The 23,691-nt window shown below is 43.2% G+C and carries 27 protein-coding genes and 1 riboswitch; of the genes, 14 read left to right on the top strand and 13 right to left on the bottom strand.

Annotated features, from left to right (window positions below):
• Nucleotides 1-4: 4 nt before the first annotated feature.
• The 7 genes from thrB to DXX92_RS03875 all read right to left on the bottom strand — a co-directional run bounded on the left by thrB (nt 5) and on the right by DXX92_RS03875 (nt 7,485).
• Nucleotides 5-970 carry a homoserine kinase gene (gene thrB / locus DXX92_RS03905; protein WP_115999245.1) on the bottom strand — a complete coding sequence of 322 codons (966 nt, stop codon included), beginning with the start codon at nt 968-970 and terminating at the stop codon, nt 5-7.
• Entirely contained in the window at nt 970-3,438 is a 2,469-nt protein-coding gene (gene thrA, locus DXX92_RS03900; protein ID WP_115999244.1) for a bifunctional aspartate kinase/homoserine dehydrogenase I, read from the bottom strand. The genes thrB and thrA overlap by 1 nt, the downstream gene beginning before the upstream one ends.
• Before the next feature lie 309 nt (nt 3,439-3,747).
• The gene (locus DXX92_RS03895; RefSeq protein WP_115999243.1) at nt 3,748-4,698 is read right to left on the bottom strand and encodes a GGDEF domain-containing protein; all 951 of its coding nucleotides are present in this window, start codon (nt 4,696-4,698) and stop codon (nt 3,748-3,750) included.
• On the bottom strand, nt 4,698-5,303 hold the full coding sequence (locus DXX92_RS03890; RefSeq protein ID WP_115999242.1) for a chemotaxis protein: 606 nt from the start codon (nt 5,301-5,303) through the stop codon (nt 4,698-4,700). Before DXX92_RS03890 ends, DXX92_RS03895 begins: the two co-directional genes overlap by 1 nt.
• Nucleotides 5,303-5,668: a response regulator gene (locus tag DXX92_RS03885; RefSeq protein WP_115999241.1), complete on the bottom strand. Its 366-nt coding sequence runs from the start codon at nt 5,666-5,668 to the stop codon at nt 5,303-5,305. The genes DXX92_RS03890 and DXX92_RS03885 overlap by 1 nt, the downstream gene beginning before the upstream one ends.
• A 690-nt stretch (nt 5,669-6,358) precedes the next feature.
• Entirely contained in the window at nt 6,359-7,117 is a 759-nt protein-coding gene (locus DXX92_RS03880; protein WP_115999240.1) for a M48 family metallopeptidase, read from the bottom strand.
• The gene (locus DXX92_RS03875; RefSeq protein ID WP_115999239.1) at nt 7,117-7,485 is read right to left on the bottom strand and encodes a YebG family protein; all 369 of its coding nucleotides are present in this window, start codon (nt 7,483-7,485) and stop codon (nt 7,117-7,119) included. The genes DXX92_RS03880 and DXX92_RS03875 overlap by 1 nt, the downstream gene beginning before the upstream one ends.
• A 401-nt stretch (nt 7,486-7,886) precedes the next feature.
• Here DXX92_RS03875 and DXX92_RS03870 point away from each other — a divergent pair, with 401 nt between their 5' ends.
• Nucleotides 7,887-8,252: a DUF3718 domain-containing protein gene (locus DXX92_RS03870; protein WP_245961392.1), complete on the top strand. Its 366-nt coding sequence runs from the start codon at nt 7,887-7,889 to the stop codon at nt 8,250-8,252.
• 163 nt (nt 8,253-8,415) lie between these two features.
• Here DXX92_RS03870 and moeA read toward each other — a convergent pair whose 3' ends face one another.
• The gene (moeA, locus tag DXX92_RS03865) at nt 8,416-9,651 is read right to left on the bottom strand and encodes a molybdopterin molybdotransferase MoeA (RefSeq protein ID WP_115999238.1); all 1,236 of its coding nucleotides are present in this window, start codon (nt 9,649-9,651) and stop codon (nt 8,416-8,418) included.
• Nucleotides 9,652-9,738: 87 nt separating this feature from the next.
• A riboswitch (molybdenum cofactor riboswitch) is annotated at nt 9,739-9,921 on the top strand.
• On the opposite strand from moeA, the gene moaA reads away from it, so the two are divergent.
• The 10 genes from moaA to DXX92_RS03815 all read left to right on the top strand — a co-directional run bounded on the left by moaA (nt 9,908) and on the right by DXX92_RS03815 (nt 16,873).
• Nucleotides 9,908-10,909 (top strand): GTP 3',8-cyclase MoaA, encoded by a 1,002-nt coding sequence (gene moaA, locus DXX92_RS03860; RefSeq protein ID WP_115999237.1) that lies wholly within the window; start codon nt 9,908-9,910, stop codon nt 10,907-10,909. It overlaps the preceding riboswitch by 14 nt.
• Nucleotides 10,910-10,911: 2 nt before the next feature.
• Nucleotides 10,912-11,556: a molybdenum cofactor guanylyltransferase gene (locus DXX92_RS03855; RefSeq protein WP_245961391.1), complete on the top strand. Its 645-nt coding sequence runs from the start codon at nt 10,912-10,914 to the stop codon at nt 11,554-11,556.
• On the top strand, nt 11,556-12,098 hold the full coding sequence (gene moaB, locus DXX92_RS03850; protein WP_115999236.1) for a molybdenum cofactor biosynthesis protein B: 543 nt from the start codon (nt 11,556-11,558) through the stop codon (nt 12,096-12,098). Before DXX92_RS03855 ends, moaB begins: the two co-directional genes overlap by 1 nt.
• 3 nt (nt 12,099-12,101) lie before the next feature.
• The gene (gene moaC / locus DXX92_RS03845) at nt 12,102-12,590 is read left to right on the top strand and encodes a cyclic pyranopterin monophosphate synthase MoaC (RefSeq protein ID WP_115999235.1); all 489 of its coding nucleotides are present in this window, start codon (nt 12,102-12,104) and stop codon (nt 12,588-12,590) included.
• Nucleotides 12,584-12,832: a molybdopterin converting factor subunit 1 gene (gene moaD / locus DXX92_RS03840; RefSeq protein ID WP_115999234.1), complete on the top strand. Its 249-nt coding sequence runs from the start codon at nt 12,584-12,586 to the stop codon at nt 12,830-12,832. Before moaC ends, moaD begins: the two co-directional genes overlap by 7 nt.
• A gap of 36 nt (nt 12,833-12,868) precedes the next feature.
• Entirely contained in the window at nt 12,869-13,321 is a 453-nt protein-coding gene (moaE, locus tag DXX92_RS03835; RefSeq protein ID WP_115999233.1) for a molybdopterin synthase catalytic subunit MoaE, read from the top strand.
• Complete coding sequence (modA, locus tag DXX92_RS03830; RefSeq protein WP_115999232.1) at nt 13,321-14,298, top strand: molybdate ABC transporter substrate-binding protein; 978 nt, start codon at nt 13,321-13,323, stop codon at nt 14,296-14,298. Before moaE ends, modA begins: the two co-directional genes overlap by 1 nt.
• Nucleotides 14,291-15,010 carry a molybdate ABC transporter permease subunit gene (gene modB, locus DXX92_RS03825; protein WP_115999231.1) on the top strand — a complete coding sequence of 240 codons (720 nt, stop codon included), beginning with the start codon at nt 14,291-14,293 and terminating at the stop codon, nt 15,008-15,010. The genes modA and modB overlap by 8 nt, the downstream gene beginning before the upstream one ends.
• A complete protein-coding gene (locus tag DXX92_RS03820; protein ID WP_115999230.1) occupies nt 15,010-16,113 on the top strand; it encodes an ATP-binding cassette domain-containing protein in 1,104 nt (367 codons plus the stop codon). Before modB ends, DXX92_RS03820 begins: the two co-directional genes overlap by 1 nt.
• Before the next feature lies 1 nt (nt 16,114).
• The gene (locus DXX92_RS03815; RefSeq protein ID WP_115999229.1) at nt 16,115-16,873 is read left to right on the top strand and encodes a HesA/MoeB/ThiF family protein; all 759 of its coding nucleotides are present in this window, start codon (nt 16,115-16,117) and stop codon (nt 16,871-16,873) included.
• Between the two features lie 207 nt (nt 16,874-17,080).
• On the opposite strand, the gene rmf is transcribed toward DXX92_RS03815, so the two are convergent.
• Nucleotides 17,081-17,254, bottom strand: a complete 174-nt coding sequence (gene rmf, locus DXX92_RS03810; protein ID WP_115999228.1) for a ribosome modulation factor — start codon at nt 17,252-17,254, stop codon at nt 17,081-17,083.
• A gap of 401 nt (nt 17,255-17,655) precedes the next feature.
• On the opposite strand from rmf, the gene maoP reads away from it, so the two are divergent.
• Nucleotides 17,656-18,027, top strand: a complete 372-nt coding sequence (maoP, locus tag DXX92_RS03805; protein ID WP_115999227.1) for a DUF413 domain-containing protein — start codon at nt 17,656-17,658, stop codon at nt 18,025-18,027.
• A 116-nt stretch (nt 18,028-18,143) separates the two neighbouring features.
• Here maoP and DXX92_RS03800 read toward each other — a convergent pair whose 3' ends face one another.
• Nucleotides 18,144-18,365: a DUF3820 family protein gene (locus DXX92_RS03800; RefSeq protein ID WP_115999226.1), complete on the bottom strand. Its 222-nt coding sequence runs from the start codon at nt 18,363-18,365 to the stop codon at nt 18,144-18,146.
• Between the two features lie 286 nt (nt 18,366-18,651).
• On the opposite strand from DXX92_RS03800, the gene DXX92_RS03795 reads away from it, so the two are divergent.
• The gene (locus DXX92_RS03795) at nt 18,652-19,776 is read left to right on the top strand and encodes a DUF3083 family protein (RefSeq protein ID WP_115999225.1); all 1,125 of its coding nucleotides are present in this window, start codon (nt 18,652-18,654) and stop codon (nt 19,774-19,776) included.
• A gap of 85 nt (nt 19,777-19,861) precedes the next feature.
• Entirely contained in the window at nt 19,862-20,401 is a 540-nt protein-coding gene (msrA, locus tag DXX92_RS03790) for a peptide-methionine (S)-S-oxide reductase MsrA (protein ID WP_115999224.1), read from the top strand.
• 115 nt (nt 20,402-20,516) lie between these two features.
• Here msrA and yghU read toward each other — a convergent pair whose 3' ends face one another.
• From yghU to DXX92_RS03775, 3 genes are all read right to left on the bottom strand, one after another.
• Nucleotides 20,517-21,404 carry a glutathione-dependent disulfide-bond oxidoreductase gene (yghU, locus tag DXX92_RS03785; RefSeq protein WP_115999223.1) on the bottom strand — a complete coding sequence of 296 codons (888 nt, stop codon included), beginning with the start codon at nt 21,402-21,404 and terminating at the stop codon, nt 20,517-20,519.
• A gap of 92 nt (nt 21,405-21,496) precedes the next feature.
• A complete protein-coding gene (locus DXX92_RS03780; protein ID WP_115999222.1) occupies nt 21,497-22,816 on the bottom strand; it encodes a sensor domain-containing diguanylate cyclase in 1,320 nt (439 codons plus the stop codon).
• 251 nt (nt 22,817-23,067) lie between these two features.
• Nucleotides 23,068-23,691: a class GN sortase gene (locus tag DXX92_RS03775; RefSeq protein WP_181901683.1), complete on the bottom strand. Its 624-nt coding sequence runs from the start codon at nt 23,689-23,691 to the stop codon at nt 23,068-23,070.

Raw genomic sequence — 23,691 nt, 5'->3', positions numbered from 1 at the left:
CCATTTACAGGCAGCGAGCGCCCTGTGTGTCGGCTTTGCAGACATGCACAAAACCTAATTCTGTTGATAAGTAATTTTCTTGCAGCCAAGTAGCTGCGTTGTCAGCCAGAGCTTTATCGTCGGTTACGGCAAATAATGTTGGACCTGAGCCAGATATGCCAACCGCTAAACAACCTGCTGATTGCAAATGAGCTTTCGCTTCAACAAAGCCCGGCAATAAGCTCTCTCGATAAGGCTCAGCCAGTACATCTTTAAAATGACCGAAAGCTTGTTGTTTGTCTTGTCGGTAACAAGCGTCAACAAAGCCTGCTAAGGTTTGCCCAAAGGCAATAGCATCAGCTTTTGAGTACTCATTAGGCAATACTTCACGTGCTGCTTTCGTCGAGACTTCAATACCCGGGTACGCCATCACAAAATAGCAATCTTCAAAGCTTGGCAATGTTCGCGTGATTATCGCTGGGTCGGCGATCATTAACTGCAAACCGCCAAAGTAACATGGCGCAACATTATCGTAGTGCAGGCTGCCACTAATTTGCGCTTCCATTTGTCCCATCATGGCTAACATTTGCTCAGGCGAAAATGGTTTGTCATAAAATGCATTAAGCGCTTCAAGCGCTGCGACAACAGAGCACGCGCTTGAACCTAAACCACTGCCAACTGGCATTTTTTTATCAAGCGTTAACCTAACAGACTGAATTGTATGACCTTGCGCAGCCTTTTGCGCAGCCTTTTGTTCAGCCAAGGCTTGGTTAAATAGTTGCAAACAGTGCCAAACGATATTATCGCTTGGCTCGCTCGGTAATTTATTAGCGAAGTTGCCAATGACATCAAGACGATCGCTATCACTGGCTTCGACACTAACCACATCGCCTAACAAGCTGCCATCAACCGGTTGCACAGCAAGGCCTAAAACATCAAAGCCAACCGTCACATTACCTATTGAAGCAGGGGCAAAAACTGAAACAGTCATTAGTGTTGTTGCTCCCAAGCTAGCGTGCGCAGTAAGTCACCAAAAACACCAGCTGCGGTAACAGCAGCACCTGCGCCATAACCGCGCAGTACAAATGGCAGTGGTTGATAGTAGCGAGAGTGAATCGCTAGAGCATTTTCGCCGTCTTTAATCACGTATAGCGGATGGTCAGCAGCGACCGCTTGAATAGCCACACGGCATTTGCCTTCGTTAATAGTGCCGATATAGCGCAGCACTTTCCCTTCTGCTTGGGCTTTCGCCACTTGCTCAGCAACTTCGCCGTCAAGTGCATTTAAGTTATTCATAAACTCGCTGACATCGCCACTGGCATCAAAATTATTCGGTAACACAGAGTCTACTTGGATATCTTTTAGCTCTAATGGCATACCTGCTTCACGCGCCATAATTAATAGTTTACGTGCGACATCCATACCGCTTAAATCATCACGTGGATCAGGCTCAGTAAAACCATTTTCTTTGGCAATCGCTGTTGCCTCAGACAGCGACATGCCCTCTTCTAGCTTACCGAAAATGTAAGATAGTGAGCCAGATAAAATCCCTTCAAAACGCACCAGTTCATCACCGGCTTTAATCAGGTTTTGTAAGGTGTCAATCACAGGTAAGCCAGCACCAACAGTTGTTTCGTATAAGAAGCGGCGATTAGTGCTTTGCGCCGCTTCGCGCAGCTTGCCGTAGTATTGCCAAGAATCAGTATTAGCCTTTTTGTTTGGTGTGACAACATGGAAGCCTTCTGCCAAATAATCTGCGTATTGCAGTGCCAGCGCTTCATTCGAGGTAACATCCACTAATACAGGATTGATTAAGTGATTATCACGGGCAAAAGCTTTTAAGTTATCAACCGTCAGCGGCTCTCGTTGCTGCTCATCGGCATCGGCTAGTGTTTGCTGCCAATTAGCTAAGTCGATACCCCCTTCATTAAATAGCATACCTTTTGAGTTTGCTAGGCCATATACTTTTAGCTCGATTTGCTGCGCTTTTAGGCTCGCTTGCTGCTTAGCAATTTGACCTAGCAGTTCACTACCAACAACGCCACAACCAACAACAAAAGCATCAATGGTTAAACGGTGTGAGAAGAAGTTTTGGTGACACACTTTAAGTGCGTCAGTACATTTACGCTGTTCAATCACCACTGAGATACTGCGCTCAGAAGAGTCTTGCGCAATCGCCACAACATTCACGCGTGCTTGTGCTAATGATGAAAATAATTTAGCCGCCACACCGCGTTGATGGTGCATGCCATCACCAACGAGTGAAACAATAGATAAATTGCTTTGTAGTTCGATGGGCTCTAATAAACCGTTTAATAGCTCCAGCTCAAATTCTTGCTTTAAACTTTGTTCGGCGCGGAACGTGTCAGCAGTATGAATACAAAAACTGATACAGTATTCACTTGATGACTGACTGATCATCACCATAGAAATTTGTTCGCGGCTAATCGCGGCAAATACGCGGCTAGCCATACCTACCATGCCTTTCATGCCGGGACCAGATACATTAACCATGGTCAGGTTATCTAGGTTAGATATCGCTTTTACTTGCTGCTTGTCGTCAGTTTCATTAGCAATGCGAGTACCCGGCGCTGACGGGTTGCCAGTATTCTTAATCAAACAAGGAATGTGGAATTGCGCAATTGGGCCAATGGTTTTGGGGTGCAGCACTTTCGCACCAAAGTAGGAAAGCTCCATTGCTTCTTGGTACGAGAGGTAATCCAATAGTTTTGCATCTTTAATAATGCGTGGGTCAGCATTATAAACACCGTCTACATCTGTCCATATTTCACAGCATTCTGCTTGCGCACAAACCGCTAATACCGCAGCTGAGTAGTCAGAGCCATTGCGACCGAGCGTAGTCACTTCACCTTTGCTATTTACACCAATGAAACCTGGCATAATGCTAATGCCCGATAGTGAAGGATATGCAAGGCTAAACTTCTCTTTACATAATACGAGATCAGCAACCGCATTGAGTGATACATCATTAGTAGCTAAGAATTGTTCAGGCGCTAGGGCTACAGCCTCTTTTCCATGAGCGGCAATCACTGATGACAAAATAGCAACGCTTAATCGCTCACCTGTTGAGATGATGCGTGCCCGCACATGATCCGGACAAAACTCAAGCAAATGTGCCCCTTGCATCAAGCGTGTTAATTGATGCTCCCAATCAGTTAACGCTTGCTCGGCATGGTGCTTATCAAAAGAAGGAATGCTAGCACTTAAGTCGGTGATTATGGTTTCAATGGCTTGCTTGAAATGCGATAAATCTTGCTGCATTTTGGCTTCATCGCCAATATTTTCAGCCATAGCAACCAAGTGGTTTGTAACACCTTGTGGTGCAGATACCACAACGGCAACGCTAGACTCTTTTTCTTTGGCAAGAATGATATCGGCAACTGCTTTAAATCGTTCCGCTGATGCCAGTGATGACCCACCAAACTTTAATACCCGCATTTTTTCTTCCTCTAAAAACAAAAAAGCCCGTGACCTTGTTAGGTCACGGGCTTTGTAAAAATCTATTTTATTTACACGTCAGCCAATGACCACCAACCCTCGAGGGTGGTAGTGGTAATAATGGTAATGATGTGGTTTTGAATTTTAAGCATGGGCTTAACATGCCACTGTCATTTTAGAATGTCAACTCTAAAACACTGAATAAAACCCATTAATTATGAATAAACCAATAGCTTTTGTGCATAACTAGGCAAAATAGCTCAATTTAAACTTCTACAGCTATTTTGTGATGGTTTAACGTTTTTGGTATTAAGAACACTTATAAAGTGTAGGAGAGAGGCAAATTTTATTTCGCCCTGATGATTTCGCCCGATATAAAGCGGCATCAGCTTCAGCAATTAGCGTCTCATGGCTGGTTTGCTCAGAGTTAAATGAAGCAATGCCAATGCTCGCAGAAAAATAAATCTCTTTGCCATTAAAGACTACAGGAGTTGCAGTGAGCGATTTTTTAATTCGCTCGGCGACTTCAACCGCACCGAACTGCGCAGTTTCCGTTAAAATAACAGCGAACTCTTCGCCGCCATAGCGACCTAAAACATCAGCATCGCGCAATAGCGAGTTAACTCTGTGAGCAGCTTCGACAAGAACAAGATCACCACATTGATGACCATAGTTATCATTAATGGACTTGAAATGATCAAGGTCAAACATCAACAAACTCATGTCACAAGCATAGCGCTTGGCACGCGAAAACTCATGAGTAAGTGACTCTTCCCAAAACTTGCGATTGTAAACTTTAGTTAGGCCATCAATTCGAGTCGCTAGCTCAAGCTCCTGCATCGTGGCTTTGAGCATTGACTGGTAATGGCATACATCGGTGACATCTTCAATTAAGATATAAACTCCCGCCAACTGCTGCTGCTCAAGGTAAGGCAAGAACGTACAGTTTTGTGCCATAAACTCGCTGTCTGTAGAGATTGGCCGAGTGTGAGGTAATTCAAATAAGTGGTGTCGTTGCTCCCAACCACAAAAGCTTGGTGTACCTAGTTGAACAACGCTATTGAGCTTGCGCTCTAACCAACGTTTAGGTAACTCTGGAAAGACATCAAATATTGATTGCCCAGCAACGTCATTAAAAGGCTTATTAACATGAACAGCGAGGAAACGGTTCCAATGAACGAGTTTAAAGTTCAGATCGACCAGTAAAACACCAGAATTTAATTGATCAATTATTTGGCTGTCCATCATACCCTCACTCATTAAAAGTCTGCCAAGATCCTATCAATAACGGTTTTAATGTTATCGATCGCAGCTTCTGGAATTAACAAAATCATTTCACAATTGAACGAGTAGTCGGTCACCTGATAATTAATATTTACCGTTAATGCCGTATCCCAATCAAACGAAAGCTGAGTCAAATGAGCCGATAAGGTACCTTTACTATCTGCTAGTAATTTTGGTGCACTGTATGAAAGCTGATTTTCTATTTGGCTAGCAAATACATTCAAAAAAGTGGTTGTTAAAATTGAGCTAATATCGATTAACTGCTCTTCAACCGACAATTCATCGGGCTCGTAGCCGAGCAAATCACCGATACGATCCGAGTCTTTGTGTTGATAGACCAGCAAGGCTTCACCGCGAATCCCCTCATAACCAAAAAAGCCTTGGCTCACAACAGCCATAGATGCTTCGTTAGCAACAAGGTCATCACTCAACTTTTGCCCATTGACTAAGGCAATATTGGGTACGGTTAAGTAGACGAAAGAGTCTAAATAGCGAGCGAGCTGATCGCTTGCCTGACCCATGGCAACATTGATCAACTCCTGCAAGCAGTCTTGTTGATCTTCAGTTAATTCATACGCCATTACAGAATTCCAAAATCTTGTAAAGTCGAGGTTAAGGTATCGGCATTAATAGGCTTACGCAAAAAAGCCTTTGCGCCTAGTTCTAACACTTTATTTTGCATTTCAGGTTGAATATCTGCAGAAATAACAAATACAGGCAGGCTTATATTTTCTTGTTGAAGTGCTTCAAGCACACCGACACCATCTAATTCAGGCATGGTTAGATCAAGAAACATGACATCAATATTGGCAGTGCGTAACACAGACAATGCTTCAAGACCATTCTTGGCGAGTTGAACATCTACATCCCATTGCGAGGGTAAACTTCTTATCACTTGTTTTCTCGCGAGATTCGAGTCATCACAAATAAGAACCGACGAACTCATAAAGAGGTACTTCCTTTCGTTATTATTATTTTAATAGTCTAATCTAACGCATATTTTTCAAATTGTTAATGAATATCAACAATATTTGTAAGATTTTTAGACACATGGGAACAGGTAGATAAATAAGGCGAAAAATATAGAGATAAGTAAAGACCTTGCACCAAACCAGTTGGTACAAAAAATAATTCTGTGACAAAAAAGCCTTTAAAATGGCAACAGTAGCTTAATTAATAAGAGCGAAATTATCGCTGATATACAATATATCAATACCATTTTGACAACGTTCGTTGTTAATTTCATGACCTTTCCTCATAAACCCAACCTTACTACTTGTGCATTCTTACCTCTGATTTACTGCTTATGCATTGTTTGATCCAAAAATTTGAAAATAGTTCGTTAAATTTAACGCTCAATTAACAAATAATTTTCATATATAACCGCTTTAGTCGTATAAAAATTACGCATTCAAGAAAAAAATACGAAAATATTCGCAGGGATAAATTATGTGCAAAGAAAAGACTTATATAGAAAGATATAAAAACAGTTGAAAAATAAAGCGCTAGGTAATTTAAGCAATTATTACAAAGCAGAGGAAGGCTGATTAGCTGAGTAGCTTTAACTTCAATGCATGTGGAAAAAGCAGCTCAAACAAATGTTCAAGCGCTAGTTATCTATAGAATGCTAATGAAACTAAAAATAGAACTCTCGCTGGTTTTGTTTAAGCCAAGATTTAGCTTGTTCCATATCAGGGCAGTGCCTGTTTACAAGCTGCCAGAATTTTGCGGAATGATTAAGATGAACTAAGTGGCAAAGCTCGTGAATAATAACATAGTCAATAACTTCTACAGGGCACAACATTAGCCGGCTATTTAAACTGACAACGCGTTGACTCGTGCAACTTCCCCACCGGGATTTGTACTTCCTAATCAATACCTCTTGCGGGAATAAGTTGGTTATTGATGACCAATATCGGACCCGCTCGGGTAGATATTTTAACGCCTGCTCTTTGAGCCATTGATCAAGCTGTTTTTCCAATTGAAGCGTTAACTTGCTAGGTATGCCTTTACAATTTATTTCATCTTCGCTTGAAGCAAAATAGCTGCTTGGCAGTTTAAAAGTGAAAACCTCTTCACCAAGTTCAATACTACGTCGGCGACCCGTTTGCACTATAATATCGAACTCTTTTCCCATAAATAGCATACGACCACCATCCATAAGCCGATAGCGTGGTAAGCGGTTTTCTGTATTGTGTTGTTGAGAAACTTTTGCCCTAAGCCAGCTTGCTTTACTGGCCACAAATCGCTCAACAAAAGTCTTATCAACAAAGGAGGGAGCACGAACTGTGATAAGCCCGTGCTTAACTTGTAGACCTATTGTTTTGCGTTTGTCACTATAAACCAATTGATAAGACAAGCTACCCGAAGATGCAGTTTGTAAGTTTTCAGTCACTAACTTGCTTCTGGAAGCTGTTCTTCATCACTACTATCAGCTTTACTAGTGTTAGTCGCTTTATCTTTTTTACTTACTTTATTTGATGCTTGCTCTTTGTTGCTCGCAGACTGCGCTTCAGTTTTTGGTGCTGGCTTTGGCTTTTTCGCTTGCAGCGCAATGAGCACTTCTTCGCGTCGCTCCGCTAAAAAGATACTGAGGTCTTCAGTTACTTGCTCTGACAATTCGATTGGTGCATCGGTGAGCATCGCAGACAAGTTATCTGCCATATCCAACATTTTGTCGTATTCATCAGCGGCCTTCTTATCCATAAACGTCTGCACCTCCACGCCATCTCTAATTACCACAAACCGACTTTCAACTGCCATGCGTTTCCCTCATTTACCGAACACTGCATTTAATAACGCAGTAAAACATTAGACAATAAACTGTATAGATCAACAGTAACACAATTCCAATTTTTCACCAAATTTTTGTCACCGTTTATCGGCTATAGACTCATGTTATCGCGATCGAATGTAACTATATTTTTCAAAAATCATTATTCACATTTTCCATAAAAGACGAATTATTAATCACTTAGCGACGAACAACCTGTTTTCTACGGTAAAGATATTTACAGCCAGTCTCGACTCATTAACAACTTTTCGATGAAAAAACACCACTATTAACTTGTGCTTGGCAATACATCTACAACAGCACTTTAAACAAGCGTGCTAATTGATGCTCAGTAACACTTTGCACGCCATCAAAATCAAGGAGATTAACAATGAATAGCCCAATCAAAACAATTAAGGTTAAAACTGTCATCACTGGCGTTGTCGCTGGTTTATCGTTGGCGCTGGTGAGCGGCAATAGTATGGCAATGGACAAACAAGTAGAGCGCGCACTGATCAAAGTATGTAAATCAGCGGCTAGCAACAAACCCATTCGAATGAAAGTGGCCATGGAGGACTACAACCTATCAACACATGACGTTGCGTTGAAAGTTATGTGTAATGGCGACGATATTATTACTTTTGCGGAAACTCGCGGTGCTTATAAAACCGCCTCTCGCCTGCAAAACAGTATTGGTGGTGTTGAAATTATCGACGTAGCCAAAGCGGATAAAATTAATGTTAACTTTATTGAATAAGTGACTATCTCATGCCTCAGTTCAGAAAACGGTGTGCTCATTACAATCATTTATAAATGAGCACATCATTTCTTAAAACTAATCCTTAAGTCACTGCTAGTAACACCTGAGCCGCTCTAGAAATTACTGTTAAGGAAAAATTACTGTTCAGGAAAGTAGCTAATTATGAGATTAACTCGTCAAACAACTCTATCGTCACAGTTTCGCCCAGCTCAACTCGACCTTGATCTTGTGGTAACAAAATAAAGCAGTTAGCTTTGGCAATGCTGGTTAAGATGCCAGAGCCTTGTGAGCCTGTGCTTGTCACTTCAAGTTGACCTTCGCTATTTAACTGCCAAACCGCCCGTTGAAAATCCATGCGCCCCGGTGCTTTTCTCAGTGCTGAAGTTGTTACCGCAGGCAATTTAACGCGCGGTGGCATTTGCCCCGCCATCATTTGGTAGAGCGCAGGCACCACTAGCTGGTAAAAAGTGACCAATGCTGAAACGGGATTTCCCGGCAGGCCAAAGAAGGTGCTGTTCGCTAGCTTACCAAAAGCAAACGGTTTGCCTGGCTTCATGGCAATTTTCCAAAAGCCTACTTGGCCTAATTCTTCCAAAATCAGTTTAGTGTAGTCAGCCTCCCCCACTGAAACACCGCCACTTGAGATCACCACATCCGCTTGCTGGTTAGCTTGATTAAACGCTGCTCGCAGTTTCTCTTTATCGTCAGCGATCACGCCAAAATCAATCACCTTAACTGGTAGCTTGCTCAACATCGCCGACAAAAAGAAGCGATTACTTTCAAAAATATCCCCTTCCTTTAACACTTCACCTGGCTGTTTTAACTCATCTCCTGTCGCAATCAACGCAATAGTCAGCGGTTTCACAACGGCGACGGAGGCAATACCAATAGAAGCCAAGGTACCTATATCAGCGCTCGTTAACTGATGTCCTTCGTTCATCAATACTTGTTGTTGCACAATATCTTCGCCTGTCGCTCTAACGTGCTGACCATGCTTAGTTGCTTGTTGCAGCTCAAGCTGATCGTCTTGAGCCTCAACATTTTCTTGCATTTCAACCGTGTCACAGCCTAAAGGCAATTTAGCACCGGTCATAATGCGAACGCATTCACCTGCACCGACTTGGCCTTTAAAGGGTGCACCTGCAAGCGCTTTGCCTACCAACCTTAGCCTATTAGTATGCTCAACACTTGCCTGAGCAAAGGCATAGCCATCCATCGCTGAATTATCATGAGGAGGCACATTAACGGGGCTCAGCACTTGGCTGGCTAGAACTCTACCAATTGCCTGGTCAATGGGAATTTCTTCACTATCGCTGTGGGTTGGAACATTTTCTAATATGAGGGTTTTCGCTTGCTCAAATGGCAGCAACCCCGATTGACTAAAACAATCAGCCATGACAAAACCTTATAATAATTTGCGCCTGCTCAATATACTGGGTTTTATGCAAGTTTGAAATCCAGCTGTGAATTGTTATGCTTAAGGAACAATTTGGTTCGCCGAGCTTTTCAGCACTAAGTATTTGTTGCATTAAGCGACAAAGATAAGTCTGATAAGCCGTGGTTAACGAGTGGCAAAGCAATGCAGCGACCACTTGTCAAACCACCAGGGTTAGCAAGGAAACGCGCTAGCCTCCCGCATTTGGAAAGGTGAGATGTTACAAGACGCTTTCGGTCGCAGATTTTATTATCTGCGCCTTTCAATTACTGATGTATGCAACTTTCGTTGCCAATATTGTTTGCCTGATGGTTATCAGTGCGATCACGATCGCAATTTTCTTACCCTGCCCGAAATCAAAACACTGGCGGCAACCTTCGCTCGTTTAGGCACAGAGAAAATTCGTATTACTGGCGGTGAGCCCTCTTTGCGAAAAGACTTACCTGAAATTATCAGTGCCTGCAAAAATACCTCAGGCATTAAAAAAGTTGGCATAACCACTAATGGTTATAAATTACCTGAGCATTTGCCGAGCTGGTTAGATGCTGGCTTAGATGCTATTAATATCAGTATTGATAGTTTAGACGCCAAGCAGTTTCAGCTAATTACTGGCCACAACAAGTTAGCCACCATTCTTGAAGGCATTGACCAAGCACTTGCAGCGCCGCAATTAACTGTGAAGGTAAATACTGTATTAATGCGCGGCTTTAATTTAGATGAGTTGTCACGCTTTTTAGGTTGGGTAAAAGACAAACCTGTTTCATTACGCTTTATCGAGTTGATGCAAACTGGTGATAACACAACCTTCTTTGATCAGCAGCATGTTAGTGGCGACACCATTAAGCGTCACTTGCTGCAAAATGGCTGGCTACCAGCGTTAAGAGATAAAACCGCAGGCCCAGCGCAAGAGTTCTACCACCCAGATTATGCTGGCAAAATCGGCCTTATCATGCCCTACAGCAAAGATTTCTGCGCCAGCTGTAACCGCTTGAGAATTAGCTCGCTAGGTAAACTTCACCTTTGCTTGTTTGCCGAGCAAGGTCACGAATTGCGTCACTTATTAACCCCAAACACGCAAAGCGATGCTCAAAGCAATGACAAAAAGATTGAACGTATAGCAGACGAAATTACCGCCTTACTGGGTGACAAAAAAGTCAGCCACTTTTTACAAGACCGGCTTACTGGCGCCACTAAACATTTGTCGATGTTAGGAGGCTAAGCTTGAATAACCATCAAAATGGCTGCATCGGCATAGTACTGGCGGGTGGCTTGTCACGCCGCATGGGGCAAAATAAGTCGCAGCTAATGCGCACACAGCAAGCTAGTTCGCAAACCATGTTGTCATTTAGCCAAGAACTGCTGACTGATGCTGGTGTTGATCGCGTGGTGATTAGCGCGTCATCGGAAAACTTAACCGCAGATTCAACTTTAAACAAGACCGACAACAAGGCCAATATTGTACCTGATCTAATGCCTAAACTTGGGCCATTGGGCGGCATTTATAGCGTATTTGCACAAGTACCTTGTCAGGCAGCATTAATTATTCCTGTTGACCTGCCCTTGATGAATGCCAAGGTGTTAACGCAATTAAAACAGGCTGGGCAACTGCTAAAGCAGGCGGTACATTTTGAACAACACTCACTACCGCTTTATTTGCCAAACAATGCCTATACTGAATTGTTTTTTAATCAGCACTTAGTTCAACTAAGTCAAAGTGCGAAAGGGCCTTCGATTAAGGCGCTATTGGCACAAATGCCACATCAGTCAATTAGGTGCTTAACGCCCAGTACATTAACCAATACCAATACCCCTGACGACTGGCAACAAGCTCAGTCGCAACTGTTGACGCCACTAAGGAGTTATTAATGGCCAAAGCAAGTTTACCTGAATTTATTCCATTAAATATCGCTGTACTTACCGTTTCAGATACCCGCACTGAAGAAACTGATACCTCAGGCGCTGCATTAGTCGAGCGCTTAACTCAAGCAGGCCATACACTGGCTGAAAAGGCGATAGTGAAAGACGATGTTTATCAATTACGCGCCATTGTCTCGAAATGGATTGCCAGTGACGATGTGCAAGTGGTTATTTCAACTGGCGGCACAGGTTTTACCGCCCGTGACAATACGCCAGAAGCCTTAATGCCATTATTTGACAAACAGATTGAAGGTTTCGGCGAAACTTTCCGCCATATTTCATTAGGTGAAATTGGCACTTCTACAGTGCAATCTCGCGCCCTTGCTGGCATGGCGAATGGTACCGCAGTATTTTGTGTACCCGGCTCAACTAACGCCTGTAAAACCGCATGGGATAAGTTATTAGCAGAGCAGCTTGATGCCAGCCACAAGCCGTGTAACTTTGCACCGCACCTGAAAAATATTGATGTTAACTGCCATACCCGAGGTTAATTAATGAGTGATTCACTAACTCATTTGAATGCACAAGGCGAAGCCAACATGGTTGATGTTACTGACAAAGCGGTTACGCAGCGTCAGGCCACGGCACAAGGCTATATTAAGATGTCGGCAGACACTTTAGCCATGATAACCGAAGGTAAACATAAAAAAGGAGACGTGTTCGCCGTAGCTCGTATTGCCGGTATTCAGGCGGCAAAAAAGTGTGGCGATTTAATTCCACTTTGCCATCCTTTGATGCTGACAAAAGTTCAAGTTGATTTTACTTCCGAGCTTGAGCACAACCGAGTCAAAGTCACTAGCCTATGCAAGCTTTCGGGCCAAACCGGTGTTGAAATGGAAGCACTAACGGCGGTATCAGTTGCCTGTTTAACCTTGTTCGACATGTGTAAAGCGGTTGACCCTCACATGGTGATTGAAGGTATCGCAGTAACCACTAAATCAGGTGGTAAAAGCGGACACTGGGAGCGCACACAAACATGCTAACCGTATTATTTTTTGCTCGATTGCGTGAGCAGCTTGGTCAAGCTTCGGTTAGAATCGCAGTTAACGAAAACACCACTGTAGAACAAGTGCTGACGCAACTAAAGGAAGAGTACCCTGATTGGCAATCTCCTCTAAGTAGCAACAATATTTTAGCGGCGCTTAATCAACAAATGGTGAGTAAAGATACTGTGGTAAATGCTGGTGATGAGCTCGCATTTTTCCCACCTGTTACCGGAGGCTAAGCGTTGACTGTAACTGACCTTAATAGCGCTAACTCAATGAGCACCAAAGTACGAGTGAGCGAAGCTGATTTTAATGCCGGTGATGAAATCGCATTGCTGCAAGCCAACAACCAAGCAGATGGCGCGGTTGTAACCTTTACAGGTCGCGTACGTAAGCAAAATGAAGGTCAGCAAGTCACAGGCTTGTTTCTAGAGCACTACCCAGCAATGACAGCATTGTCACTTAACCGCATCATTGATAGTGCCAGAGCCAAGTGGCAGATCAACAAAGTGACGGTTATTCATCGCGTTGGCCAGCTGAATCTCGGCGATAATATTGTTTTTGTTGGCGTTACTAGTGCACATCGTGGTGATGCATTTGCTGCGGCCGAATTTATTATGGACTACCTCAAAATTGAAGCACCGTTTTGGAAAAAAGAAACGCGAACCGATGGTGAAGTTTGGATAGACGCCAGACAAAGCGATCAAGATAAAGCAATTACTTGGTAATGCAGCAGTTTTTAACGTCAACGAGTAAGTTCATTAAACCCTTTCTCAACAAGCGCGATTTGCGCTCGCGCTGCTGTCACTTGCCTGCTTCTTTCGTTCATAAACTTAACCTTAGACAGCGTCGCACTATATTATTTAACGTATTTGGCTTATTTAGCTTTTTCTCGTTTAATTTTTTTAACTTGCTTGGCTTATTTAGCTTGGCAGCATTGAGCGCCAGTGCTTACGCCCAGTCAGAGGTCGTGCTTAGAGCAGCCGTTGCCAGTAATTTTGCGGCCAGTGCAAAACAATTATCCGCTCCTTTTGAAAAACAATATAACCTTAAAATCCATTGGATAAGCGGTGCTAGCGGTGCGCTTTACCAACAAATTCGCCACGGCGCTCCATTTGATTTATTTTTTTCCGCTGATCGCGAACACCCAGAGCGATTAGCCGATAGTGGCTTTATCAAGCAAACAACGCTTGCTCCGTATGCCATTGGCCAACTTGCCATTTATGCGGCGAAAAATCCGGCGCTAACGCCACAAGCTATTATCAACAAAGACTTTGTTGCTAAACGTATCGCCATTGCAAATCCTGTCACCGCCCCCTATGGCAAAGCGGCACAAGCGTGGCTAACCGAGCATGAACTTTGGCAGCAATATCGCAAAAGCGCGATTGTCGGCAATAATGTCAATCAAACCTTTCAGCAAACTCATTCTGGCGCCGTCGATTGGGGCTTAGTTGCGGTTAGTCAGCTAGTCGCCCATCAGTTGCCTGTGCAGCAAGTTACCCTGACAAGTCCTGAGATGCTCACCCAATACGTAGGTGTACTTTCTGCCAGTAAACAGCCTGCACTATCGAGTAAGCTGATTGCCTTTTTTACGCATACTGAACAACAAGAAAAGCTCGCATCACTCGGCTATTTGCCTATTGATGCATTGAGTAACCCTGCGCAGTTGCCTCAAGATATACCAAGTGCCATTCGCCATGACTGAATTTGATCTATTAGCCACCTACACAACACTGAAACTGGCAAGTGTCACAACCTTGATTTTATTATTGCTGGGCACACCGCTGGCATGGTGGTTAAGTCAGTTACAATCCAAATGGCGAGTGGTGATTGAGGCTGTGGTTGCTTTGCCATTGGTACTACCGCCAACCGTGTTAGGTTTTTACTTGCTTATTGCCTTTGCGCCAGATGCCCTGCCCGGCCAATTATGGCAGTCACTTACCGGCCAACAACTAGCCTTTAGCTTTTCGGCAATTGTTATTGGCTCTGTGTTTTATTCACTGCCCTTTGTTGTTCAGCCACTCCAAAAAGCGTTTGAACAAATTGACCCACATGTATTGGCCAAAGCACGCATGTTAGGTGCTGCCAAGCTCGACTTATTTTTCCACGTTATTTTACCGCTGACCAAAGCCAGCTTTATCACCGCAGCAACCTTAGGTTTTGCTCATACTGTTGGCGAATTCGGGGTGGTACTGATGATTGGCGGTAATATTCCTGATGAAACTCGAGTGTTATCTATCGCACTATTCGACCATGTTGAAGCATTTGAATATCAACAAGCACACCTGTTGGCTTCGATACTGCTAATCGGCTCATTAATTACGTTAGCGCTGATCTATTTACTCAATTTTTACCATGATCAGCCAAGTTCAAATAAGAGTGCGAATGAAGGCTCGCGCGGACTCAGGCAGCGTTAATGAGTTATTTAGAAGTTAACATCAAGGCACAGCTGGCAAACTTTTCCTTAGCCGTTGAAGAGCGCATACCGCTAACGGGTATTGTTGGCTTATTCGGTCATTCAGGTGCAGGTAAATCCACGCTATTAAAAACCATTGCTGGCCTAAAAACGCCTGCAGTTGGCGATATCAGCCTTGCTGACACTAAGCTATTGGCAACTAAAGAGCGCCTAAATATTGCGAGTAAGCATCGACGCATCGTCGGTGTATTTCAGCAAGACAGCTTATTCCCTCACTTAAACGTGAGAGACAATTTACGCTTTGGCCGTAAACGCTTGTCATCGCCAACACTCGATGCCGACAAGATTATCGAGCAAGCTGGATTAACCTTGCTACTTGATCGCAAAGTCACTTACCTATCAGGTGGTGAACGGCAAAAAGTTGCGTTAGTGCAGGCAATATTGGCAGAGCCTAAGTTACTAATATTAGATGAGCCGGTTACCGCGCTCGATAGACAAAATAAACTAGCCATCTTACAACTGATTAAGTTGCTGCATCTCACCACCCAAATGCCCATGCTGTTTGTCAGTCACAATATAAGTGAACACGAATTTTTGTGTGAGCAGCTTTATGTTATGGAAAATGGTCAAATTATCGAGCGTGGCGAAATCTCTGGCGTGGTTGCTCAGCTAACCCAAGAACAACGCATCGTGCCGCAAACGGTATTAAAAGTAGAACAAACTGACTTGCCAGAGCAAAAAGGCTTAGCAAGGCAAAACGGTTTAATGCAACTGCGCACGCCAAATGGCCTAGAGCTATATACCTTAAGTGGCCGCATTATCTTTAACCAAGGCAGCAGCGTATGTAGTATTCTTGCCAGCGATATCAGTGTTTGCACTTCACCGCCAGATCATAGCTCTATCGTTAATCAACTGTCCGGCATTATTACGCATATATCAGTTCATCAACATCAAGCCTTGTTAACGGTGAACTGCAGTGGTCAGGAATTTTTTTCAGCTATTACTAGCTATTCAATGTCGCAACTGGCTTTAACGGTTAATCAACCGATTTATCTGCAATTTAAGGCAAGTGCCTTACAACAACTGGCTTATCAAGGAGATTAAGGTGTTAACAGCACAAGAGCATATCCGTTACGGTCGTCAAATAATGCTAAGCCAAATTGGCGAACAGGGGCAACTTGCCTTACAGAGCGCCAAGGTGTTGATTGTCGGCATGGGTGGGTTGGGTTGCCCAGTGAGCCTTTATCTTGCCAGTGCCGGAGTTGGTAACTTAGTACTCTGTGATGGCGATGAAATTGAAGCATCCAATTTACAGCGACAAGTGCTCTACACCCCAGATGACATTGGCGAAAACAAGGCAGAAACAGCGGCGCAAAAGCTTGCGCAGCAAAACCCGCTGATAGAGGTCGAAGCGGTTGATGAGATGTTCGACTCAGAGCTCGCCGAAAGTTACTTACCTGAAGTTGATTTAGTGATTGATTGCACCGACAGCCTTAGCGCCCGTTACCTACTTAATCAAGCTTGCTATGATTTTGGTGTACCGCTTGTAATCGGCGCAGCAACGGGGTTTGATGGCCAAACCATGATGATAGATCCGCGAAAATCAAGCGCTTGCTATCAGTGCTTATTTCCTGCATCTTCTTCGAGCGAAGCAGCCGATAACAATCAAAACTGCCAAACCCTTGGCATACTTGGGCCAGTATTGGCGATAGTTGCGGGCATGCAAAGCCTAACGGCAATAAAATACCTGGCTAACCTTTCCGTGAATATCAATCAGCTACAGTTGTTTGATGGCCTAAGCCAGCAATGGCAGCAATTTACTCTCGCCCCGCAAACAAGCTGCCCTGTTTGCCAAAAACAATAATCCTGAAGAAAGATCTAAATGAGTAGATATGAAAAAAGCCGCATTAAGCGGCTTTTTTCGGAATCCTTACTGTAATGATCACGCCGAAAATAGCATGATGTGGAAATTTTTGTTATCTGTGTTTATGTTTCCGTACGTGTGTTTTCCGTACTCGTGTTATCTAAATAGATTTTGTTGTCTAAGTAGATTATTAACTTAAGGCAAGACTTATTTAAATAAGCCCATATTGCGGTCATTCATTGCCGCTCGCCAACCGCCGAGCCATTCAGATTTGGCTTCGATACTTTGGTAAGGACAATTGTCTCGGGATTTGCCACTAAGGCCGGCTTGATAACCATTTGCATGCGCTCTATCCAAACGATCTCGTTTTTGTCTTCTCATAGATCAGTCTCCGTAACTTGTTAAAAGTATTGTGGTTTTATTGACTATAAATTGATTAAGCGGTCAACCTTGAACAACAGTTGACGATTCATTTAAGAACAAATTGAATCCGAATGCAATAACAAAAAATTCATAAAAATGTCATTTGATGTAACTAGTAGGAACAAGTAAACAAATCACTCATTAGCTAAATTTGAAAAGCTATTTGAAAACATGTGGTTAATATTTAACAAGTAGGGAAGCAACACAATAAGCTAAATGTTCGCGCACTAAACAAGCGAGGTTAAAGCACCCACAATTAGACAAAAATGATAAAAAATTCATAAAAATGCCATTGCCAACTATCAAATCTTGCGATACAAAACGCTCGTAATCTTTATCTTTATTTTTTGAGTCTTGTTATGAACGCAACTAGTATCCCAAAAGATAGCTTTAAGGCTAACCGCAAATTTTACGATGATAGAAACTACCCACGCGGTATGGGTAGAAGTGGCGACTTTACGCTCGCTGAAGTGCAAATTTTAGAAAACCACGGCGTTGCCTTAAAAGCATTAGCTGATGGCTCTCAAACCCCAGAAAACCAGTTGGAGCAACGCTTTGTTGAAGTGTGCCAAGGCAAGCTTGCCCCAGAAAATAAAGTCGAAAAAGCTTGGCTTAAGTACCAAAACAAAGTGTTATCACCAAAGCAGTTTCATACACTATTTGGCCGCACTAAAGTCGAAGCCAGTGATGAAGAAACGACGACCGAATCAATCGATATCGACGCTGAATAGGCAATAACGCCGGAAGCTACCAGTTTATTTAATGATTCAACTAGCTGAGCATCAACTAACTGAGGCTCAGCAAGCACTGGGCTATTTACAACGCTACCGCTCGACAATTAGCTTTGCTAGTCGGTCTGTAGCAGCGGTTGTAACATCGCTTCTAAACCATTGAGTTTAATTTCATATACTAACGCTAGCTGTTCCCCTAACTTCCCTTCTGGGAAGCCTTTGCTATTAAACCAAACCAAGTAAGGTTCAGGTAACTGCAACAACTTACGCCCAGCGTATTTGCCAAATGGCATCACTTGATTAATGGCAGCAACAAGTGCTTGTTGATCGGCGAACATAAGACTAATAATCCACTTGGTTAATTGTTATGGGTTGGCATAAGTACCATGAGTTAGTTTGCATGAATATTTTCGCACTTTCTTACGCTGAGTAGTACATCAATTCAATAACAAAGTTTGATCAGCATTTTGTCATCAAAAATTCACACCTAAGCGCACTCCCCTATATTGACGCTAACGCAAGGCGATAAACGCTAAAGCAACTGGTTAACCATGCAATAAAAGTGTCATCTGCACTCTCTATACTCGGCTCGAATTCACGAATTAACATGTTAAGGGACTATAGATGTCAATTATTCGTAAACGAACAGCACCGCAAAAAGCCTACATTCCAGTTAACGCCAGAGATAACCATTATTTACTTGCCGAGTTTCCCTTAACAGATCGCCTGATTAAAGCGTTGCAAACACAACCTAGTAAAGTTGAGGGAGAGTATGAATCGGTTTATCAAACGCTTAGTGCCAAGCTTTTTGAATTGGGTCAGCATTACGAAATCACTAATGCCCTATTTATTGCAAACGATAAACTAGCACGAGTTCGCTACTCTCAAGAAATGCATCAGTGGCAAACAAATCAGCAAATTTTGTTTTACTACAACCCTAGCTACCATCAGTTGCAAAAGTCTTTTTACGATGCCAGCTATCGCGCTGAAAAAATCACCTTGCTATTTTTAGCAACTGGCAGCGATATTCGTGTTAATGCTGCTAGCTTTCATGCCAAAGTCAGCCAACTACTATTGGAGTTTGAAGCAGCGTTAAACTTGGGCAGCTTGAACTTTAGATTAAGAGATCACCAGCACCTAACCTACGATTTATTCGAGAAACAAAAATCGGGTGCCGACTCTAAAGCTCATAAGCTGAGAACCATTAACGTTCGTTATGCAAGCCAAAATGTCGAGCTACCAGCGTCACAACGCCAAATGACCTATGCAACCATTAACATTCCCGTTAAATCTGACTTAGTGAATTTGGCTGATATCGACCCATCTTCTGACGATCCGTATAACCCATTTTATACGCTAATTACTGACGCCTTTTCCAACGCTGCGCAGCGTTTTAATCTCAACAACGGTGCACTTATCGCCAATGGCTTAATTCCTATTGTTCGTTGCAACGAGCATGAAACCGTTTCACGCGTTGGTGAATTGCAAATGCTCGGGTACAACCCTGAGCTATCTCCCTGCGGTTTGATGAGTAAATGGGATGCACGTCACTTAGTTGACCATATCCAACTCGTGTTTGTCGCGACCAAAGACAATCAAACTGATTCAGCCCATGCAAAGTTTCTCAATCAAATCGAAATGGCGGTTAAGCAAATGGCACAAACGCTGGCATTTGATCCTAAACATGATGAGGTCACGGTGCGCTTTCATCAGCATATTGCCTATAACTTGAGCGCAAGAAGCGATTAATAGTCACAACCAATAAAAACATCTAGACGTCTAAACATCTATGCTGTATCTTTAACATCATCATTAGGTGTTTAGGACGTTTATCGTGACTACAAACTTTCAACAAACCACATTAGCTGGTGGTTGCTTCTGGTGTATTGAAGCAGCTTTCAATCAACTGGTTGGCATAGAGCAAGCTGTGTCTGGCTATATGGGCGGCACGGAAGCAACAGCCGATTATAAAACGGTCTGCGAAGGTAATACTGACCACGCAGAAGTGGTGCAACTGACCTTTAACCCTGAACTTATTAGCTATCGCGAGATTTTAGAGATCTTCTTCGCGCTGCACGATCCTACGCAGTTAAATCGTCAAGGTAATGATATTGGTCGCCAATACCGTTCAGCGATTTTCTACCACAACGATGCGCAAAAGCAGGCGGCAGAAGCCATTATTGAAGAGATTAATCAAGACGCTATTTGGCCCGATCCTGTGGTTACTGAAGTGAACGAGCAAATGCCGTTTTACAGTGGCGAGGAGTACCATCAAGGTTACTTCAACGCGAACCCAGAAAACCAATACTGCCAAGCTGTGGTTTCACCGAAATTAGCGAAGTTTAAAAAGACTTTTGCCAGTAAGTTGAAATAAGCCAATCAACTGACGACAGTCGTAATTAAAAAGCCCCAAGCAATCACTATTGCTTGGGGCTTTTTGTTTAGCTTTGCTTTTTAGCGTTGCAGCTAACTTATAGCAAGATAATGTGCTAAGAGTTTTCTTCTGACTCAGGCTCACCAATGATATCTTGTGTGCGCAATTCAAAGTCACTGGCGTCGTGGCGCTCATGTAATTGCTCGTTAGGTTCACCCCAAGCACGATTTACCATGCGACCACGCTGTACAGCAGGCCGTTCAGCCACTTGGTTTGCCCAGCGCACAACGTTGCGATAGGCGTTCACGTCTAAAAACTCAGCTGCTTCGTATAAACCACCTTGCACAAGTACACCGTACCAAGGCCAGATCGCCATATCGGCAATCGTGTATTCTTCACCACAAATGTAAGTATTATTGGCAAGGCGCTTATCCAGCACATCAAGCTGACGCTTCACTTCCATAGTAAAACGATTAATTGGGTACTCAAATTTTTCTGGTGCATAGGCATAGAAGTGACCAAAGCCACCACCTAAATAAGGCGCACTACCCATTTGCCACATTAGCCAAGAAAAACATTCGGCTCTTGTCGATGGCTCGGTAGGAATAAAAGCGCCAAACTTTTCAGCTAAATAAACTAATATTGCACCAGATTCAAACACAGGAACAGGTGTTTCACCTGAGTTGTCATAAAGCGCGGGGATCTTAGAGTTAGGATTGATCTCAACAAACCCTGAGCCAAATTGATCGCCTTCCATAATGTTTACCATGTAAGCATCGTATTCGGCTTCTTTAACACCAGCAGCAAGTAACTCTTCGAGCATAATCGTCACTTTCACACCATTAGGTGTTGCCAGTGAATGTAATTGCAGTGGATGCTTACCAACAGGCAGTGCTTTTTCAAATGTAGCACCTGAAATTGGGCGATTAATGTTAGCAAATTTGCCGCCACTTTCACTGTCCCAAGTCCAAACCTTAGGGGGTTCGTAAGGCTTTTCTGACATTATCTAACTCCTAATAAATTTGATTATTAAATCATACGCTTAGTTGACCTAATGTAAATCACTTATCTTTCATCCGTATTTGTCCAATTAGGCTAGTAACAGACCTTATTACGACCCGAGCGTTTGGCCTGATAAAGGCAAATATCCGCACGACCAATAAAATGCGAGACTTGCTCATGCCCTCGTGCTTCGGCAACCCCAGCACTGACAGTACGATTTTTAACACATGCAATAGGCGCTGATTCAATCGCCTTTCTGATTTTCTCGGCAACTTGTATTGCACCATCCAAATCCGTTTCTGGGCAAATAACTAAAAACTCTTCACCGCCCCAGCGACCAGCAATATCAGCTGCTCGTATATGCGATGCAATAATTTTAGCCATGGCTTGCAATACTTTATCGCCTTCTTGATGACCCAGCTCATCATTAATATCTTTAAAGTGATCAACGTCAATAATAATAACGCTGCTGCTTTTGCGATACCGCCGAACGCGGCCTAATTCGCTATCCATGGTTTCATTTAACTTAAATCGATTGTAAAGCCCTGTTAGCGGGTCAGTAATGGCTCTTTGTTCTTGCTGCATGCGCTTACGAATTTCGGCTTGCACTTGCTGCTCTAACTGAAACCTTAACTTTGAAAGTTCAGTCACATCTGTCGAGAAACCGATATACCGATTCATCTCGTTGTCGCTATCAAATAAGGGGATCTTAGTAGACCAGTAATACTTGTCTTCGCCCTTATCATCAACAAAATGCTCTTCACCCACCTGCTTTTCGCCAGATGCGAACAATTGATCGTCCATGCGATTAAAATTACTAATGCTCTCTGGGGGAACTAACTCGTCAAGCCGATGCCCCAGTAATTCATCAATGCTTTTATTAAATAACTCCAATGTTTTGGTATTGGCATAAACAAAGCGGTAGTTGCGATCTTTCATGTACACGAAGGCGTCAATATTGGAGAGAATGGTGTCGAGCAGGTGATTGTTTTGTTTGATCTCGAGCTCCATCCGTTTACGCTCGGTAATATCAGTTGCCACACCAAACATGCCAATAATGTTACCTGCACAATCAAGCAATGGCTTTTTAACGGCTAGGCAAAAACAAACTTCACCCGTTTCAGCAATAATATTTCTCTCTTCTGCTGATATGGTTTTGCCATACTTAAGCACTTGTTCATCGTTTTTACTGATGTCATCCGACTTATCTAGTGAAAACAAATGATGGTCATCATAGCCGATGATCTCTTCCTTTGGCCGGTTGAACATTTCACACACGAGCTGATTTACATAGGTGTAACAGCCATTAGTGTCTTTGATAAAGACACAGGCGCCGATATTGTCTAGCACCAACTTAAGCACATCGAGCTGAACCAAGGCCCCCTGTGCGTTGGAATCCACTTTGCTGTCCATAACAACCAATACCTTTATTATCGCAGCCTTGCGCTGCACTATTATTATCAAGTTAGGTAAAACTGAGCAGTTAATTCGCTACCACTCTTAATTAGCACTTTAGCAAGCGTTTAGATTAAACAGGCTCCAGAGTTCTAAACGCTTTTACCACTATTAAATACTAACTATAGGTGAGAATTTAAAATTTCAGTAGTACACGCTAAGTAACGTGAATACCAAGTGTCGAGCGTAAGTCGTTAATAACCAAAGGTCTATTTAACTGGTGGCTGGTAAACTGGCTGTTTGTAAACTGGCAATGCATAAACTAATAGTCGCTGCGATGCCCGTTCAACACTAGCTAACGGGCTATCGCTCGTTAAACTAGTTAAGTTGGTTAAGTCACTAAAAGGATAACAAGTCACTAATACCAGCCCGCCCTGATCAGGTTCTAAACTTAACATCGCTGATTGTTCGACAATGTCACTGTCAAAAATTTGATAATACCGTGCTTGGCCGTCAGCGGTAGTGAGTTTAATTTCGTCCCCGACTTTGATATTGGCGAGCAATCGAAAATGCGTATCTTGATGGCCAGCAATGGCAATGGTTGACTCGCCATCAACGCGATTGAAGGGCGCTATCATCCCCGCTGAAAATGCCAGCGAGGTAGCATCGGCATTATTTAGCACAACAATATCTTCTTCGAGCCGCAAAAAGCTTAACTGTGCAGCCGCTGTTGTATCAGCCCAAGGCCAAGGCTTCAGCGATTGGCCCGTTTCGCGATAATGTTGCCAGCTAATGCTAATCAGCTCATGGGCTAGCCAGGCCTTGGTTGGCAGCCACAATGCATGCATCGCTATCACTGCCCCTAACACTAATAAGCCGCCACTTCCTACCAT

Source organism: Thalassotalea euphylliae, assembly GCF_003390395.1.
Taxonomy (GTDB): Bacteria; Pseudomonadota; Gammaproteobacteria; order Enterobacterales; family Alteromonadaceae; genus Thalassotalea_F; species Thalassotalea_F euphylliae_C.
This window is presented reverse-complemented; position numbering and strand designations above follow the sequence as displayed.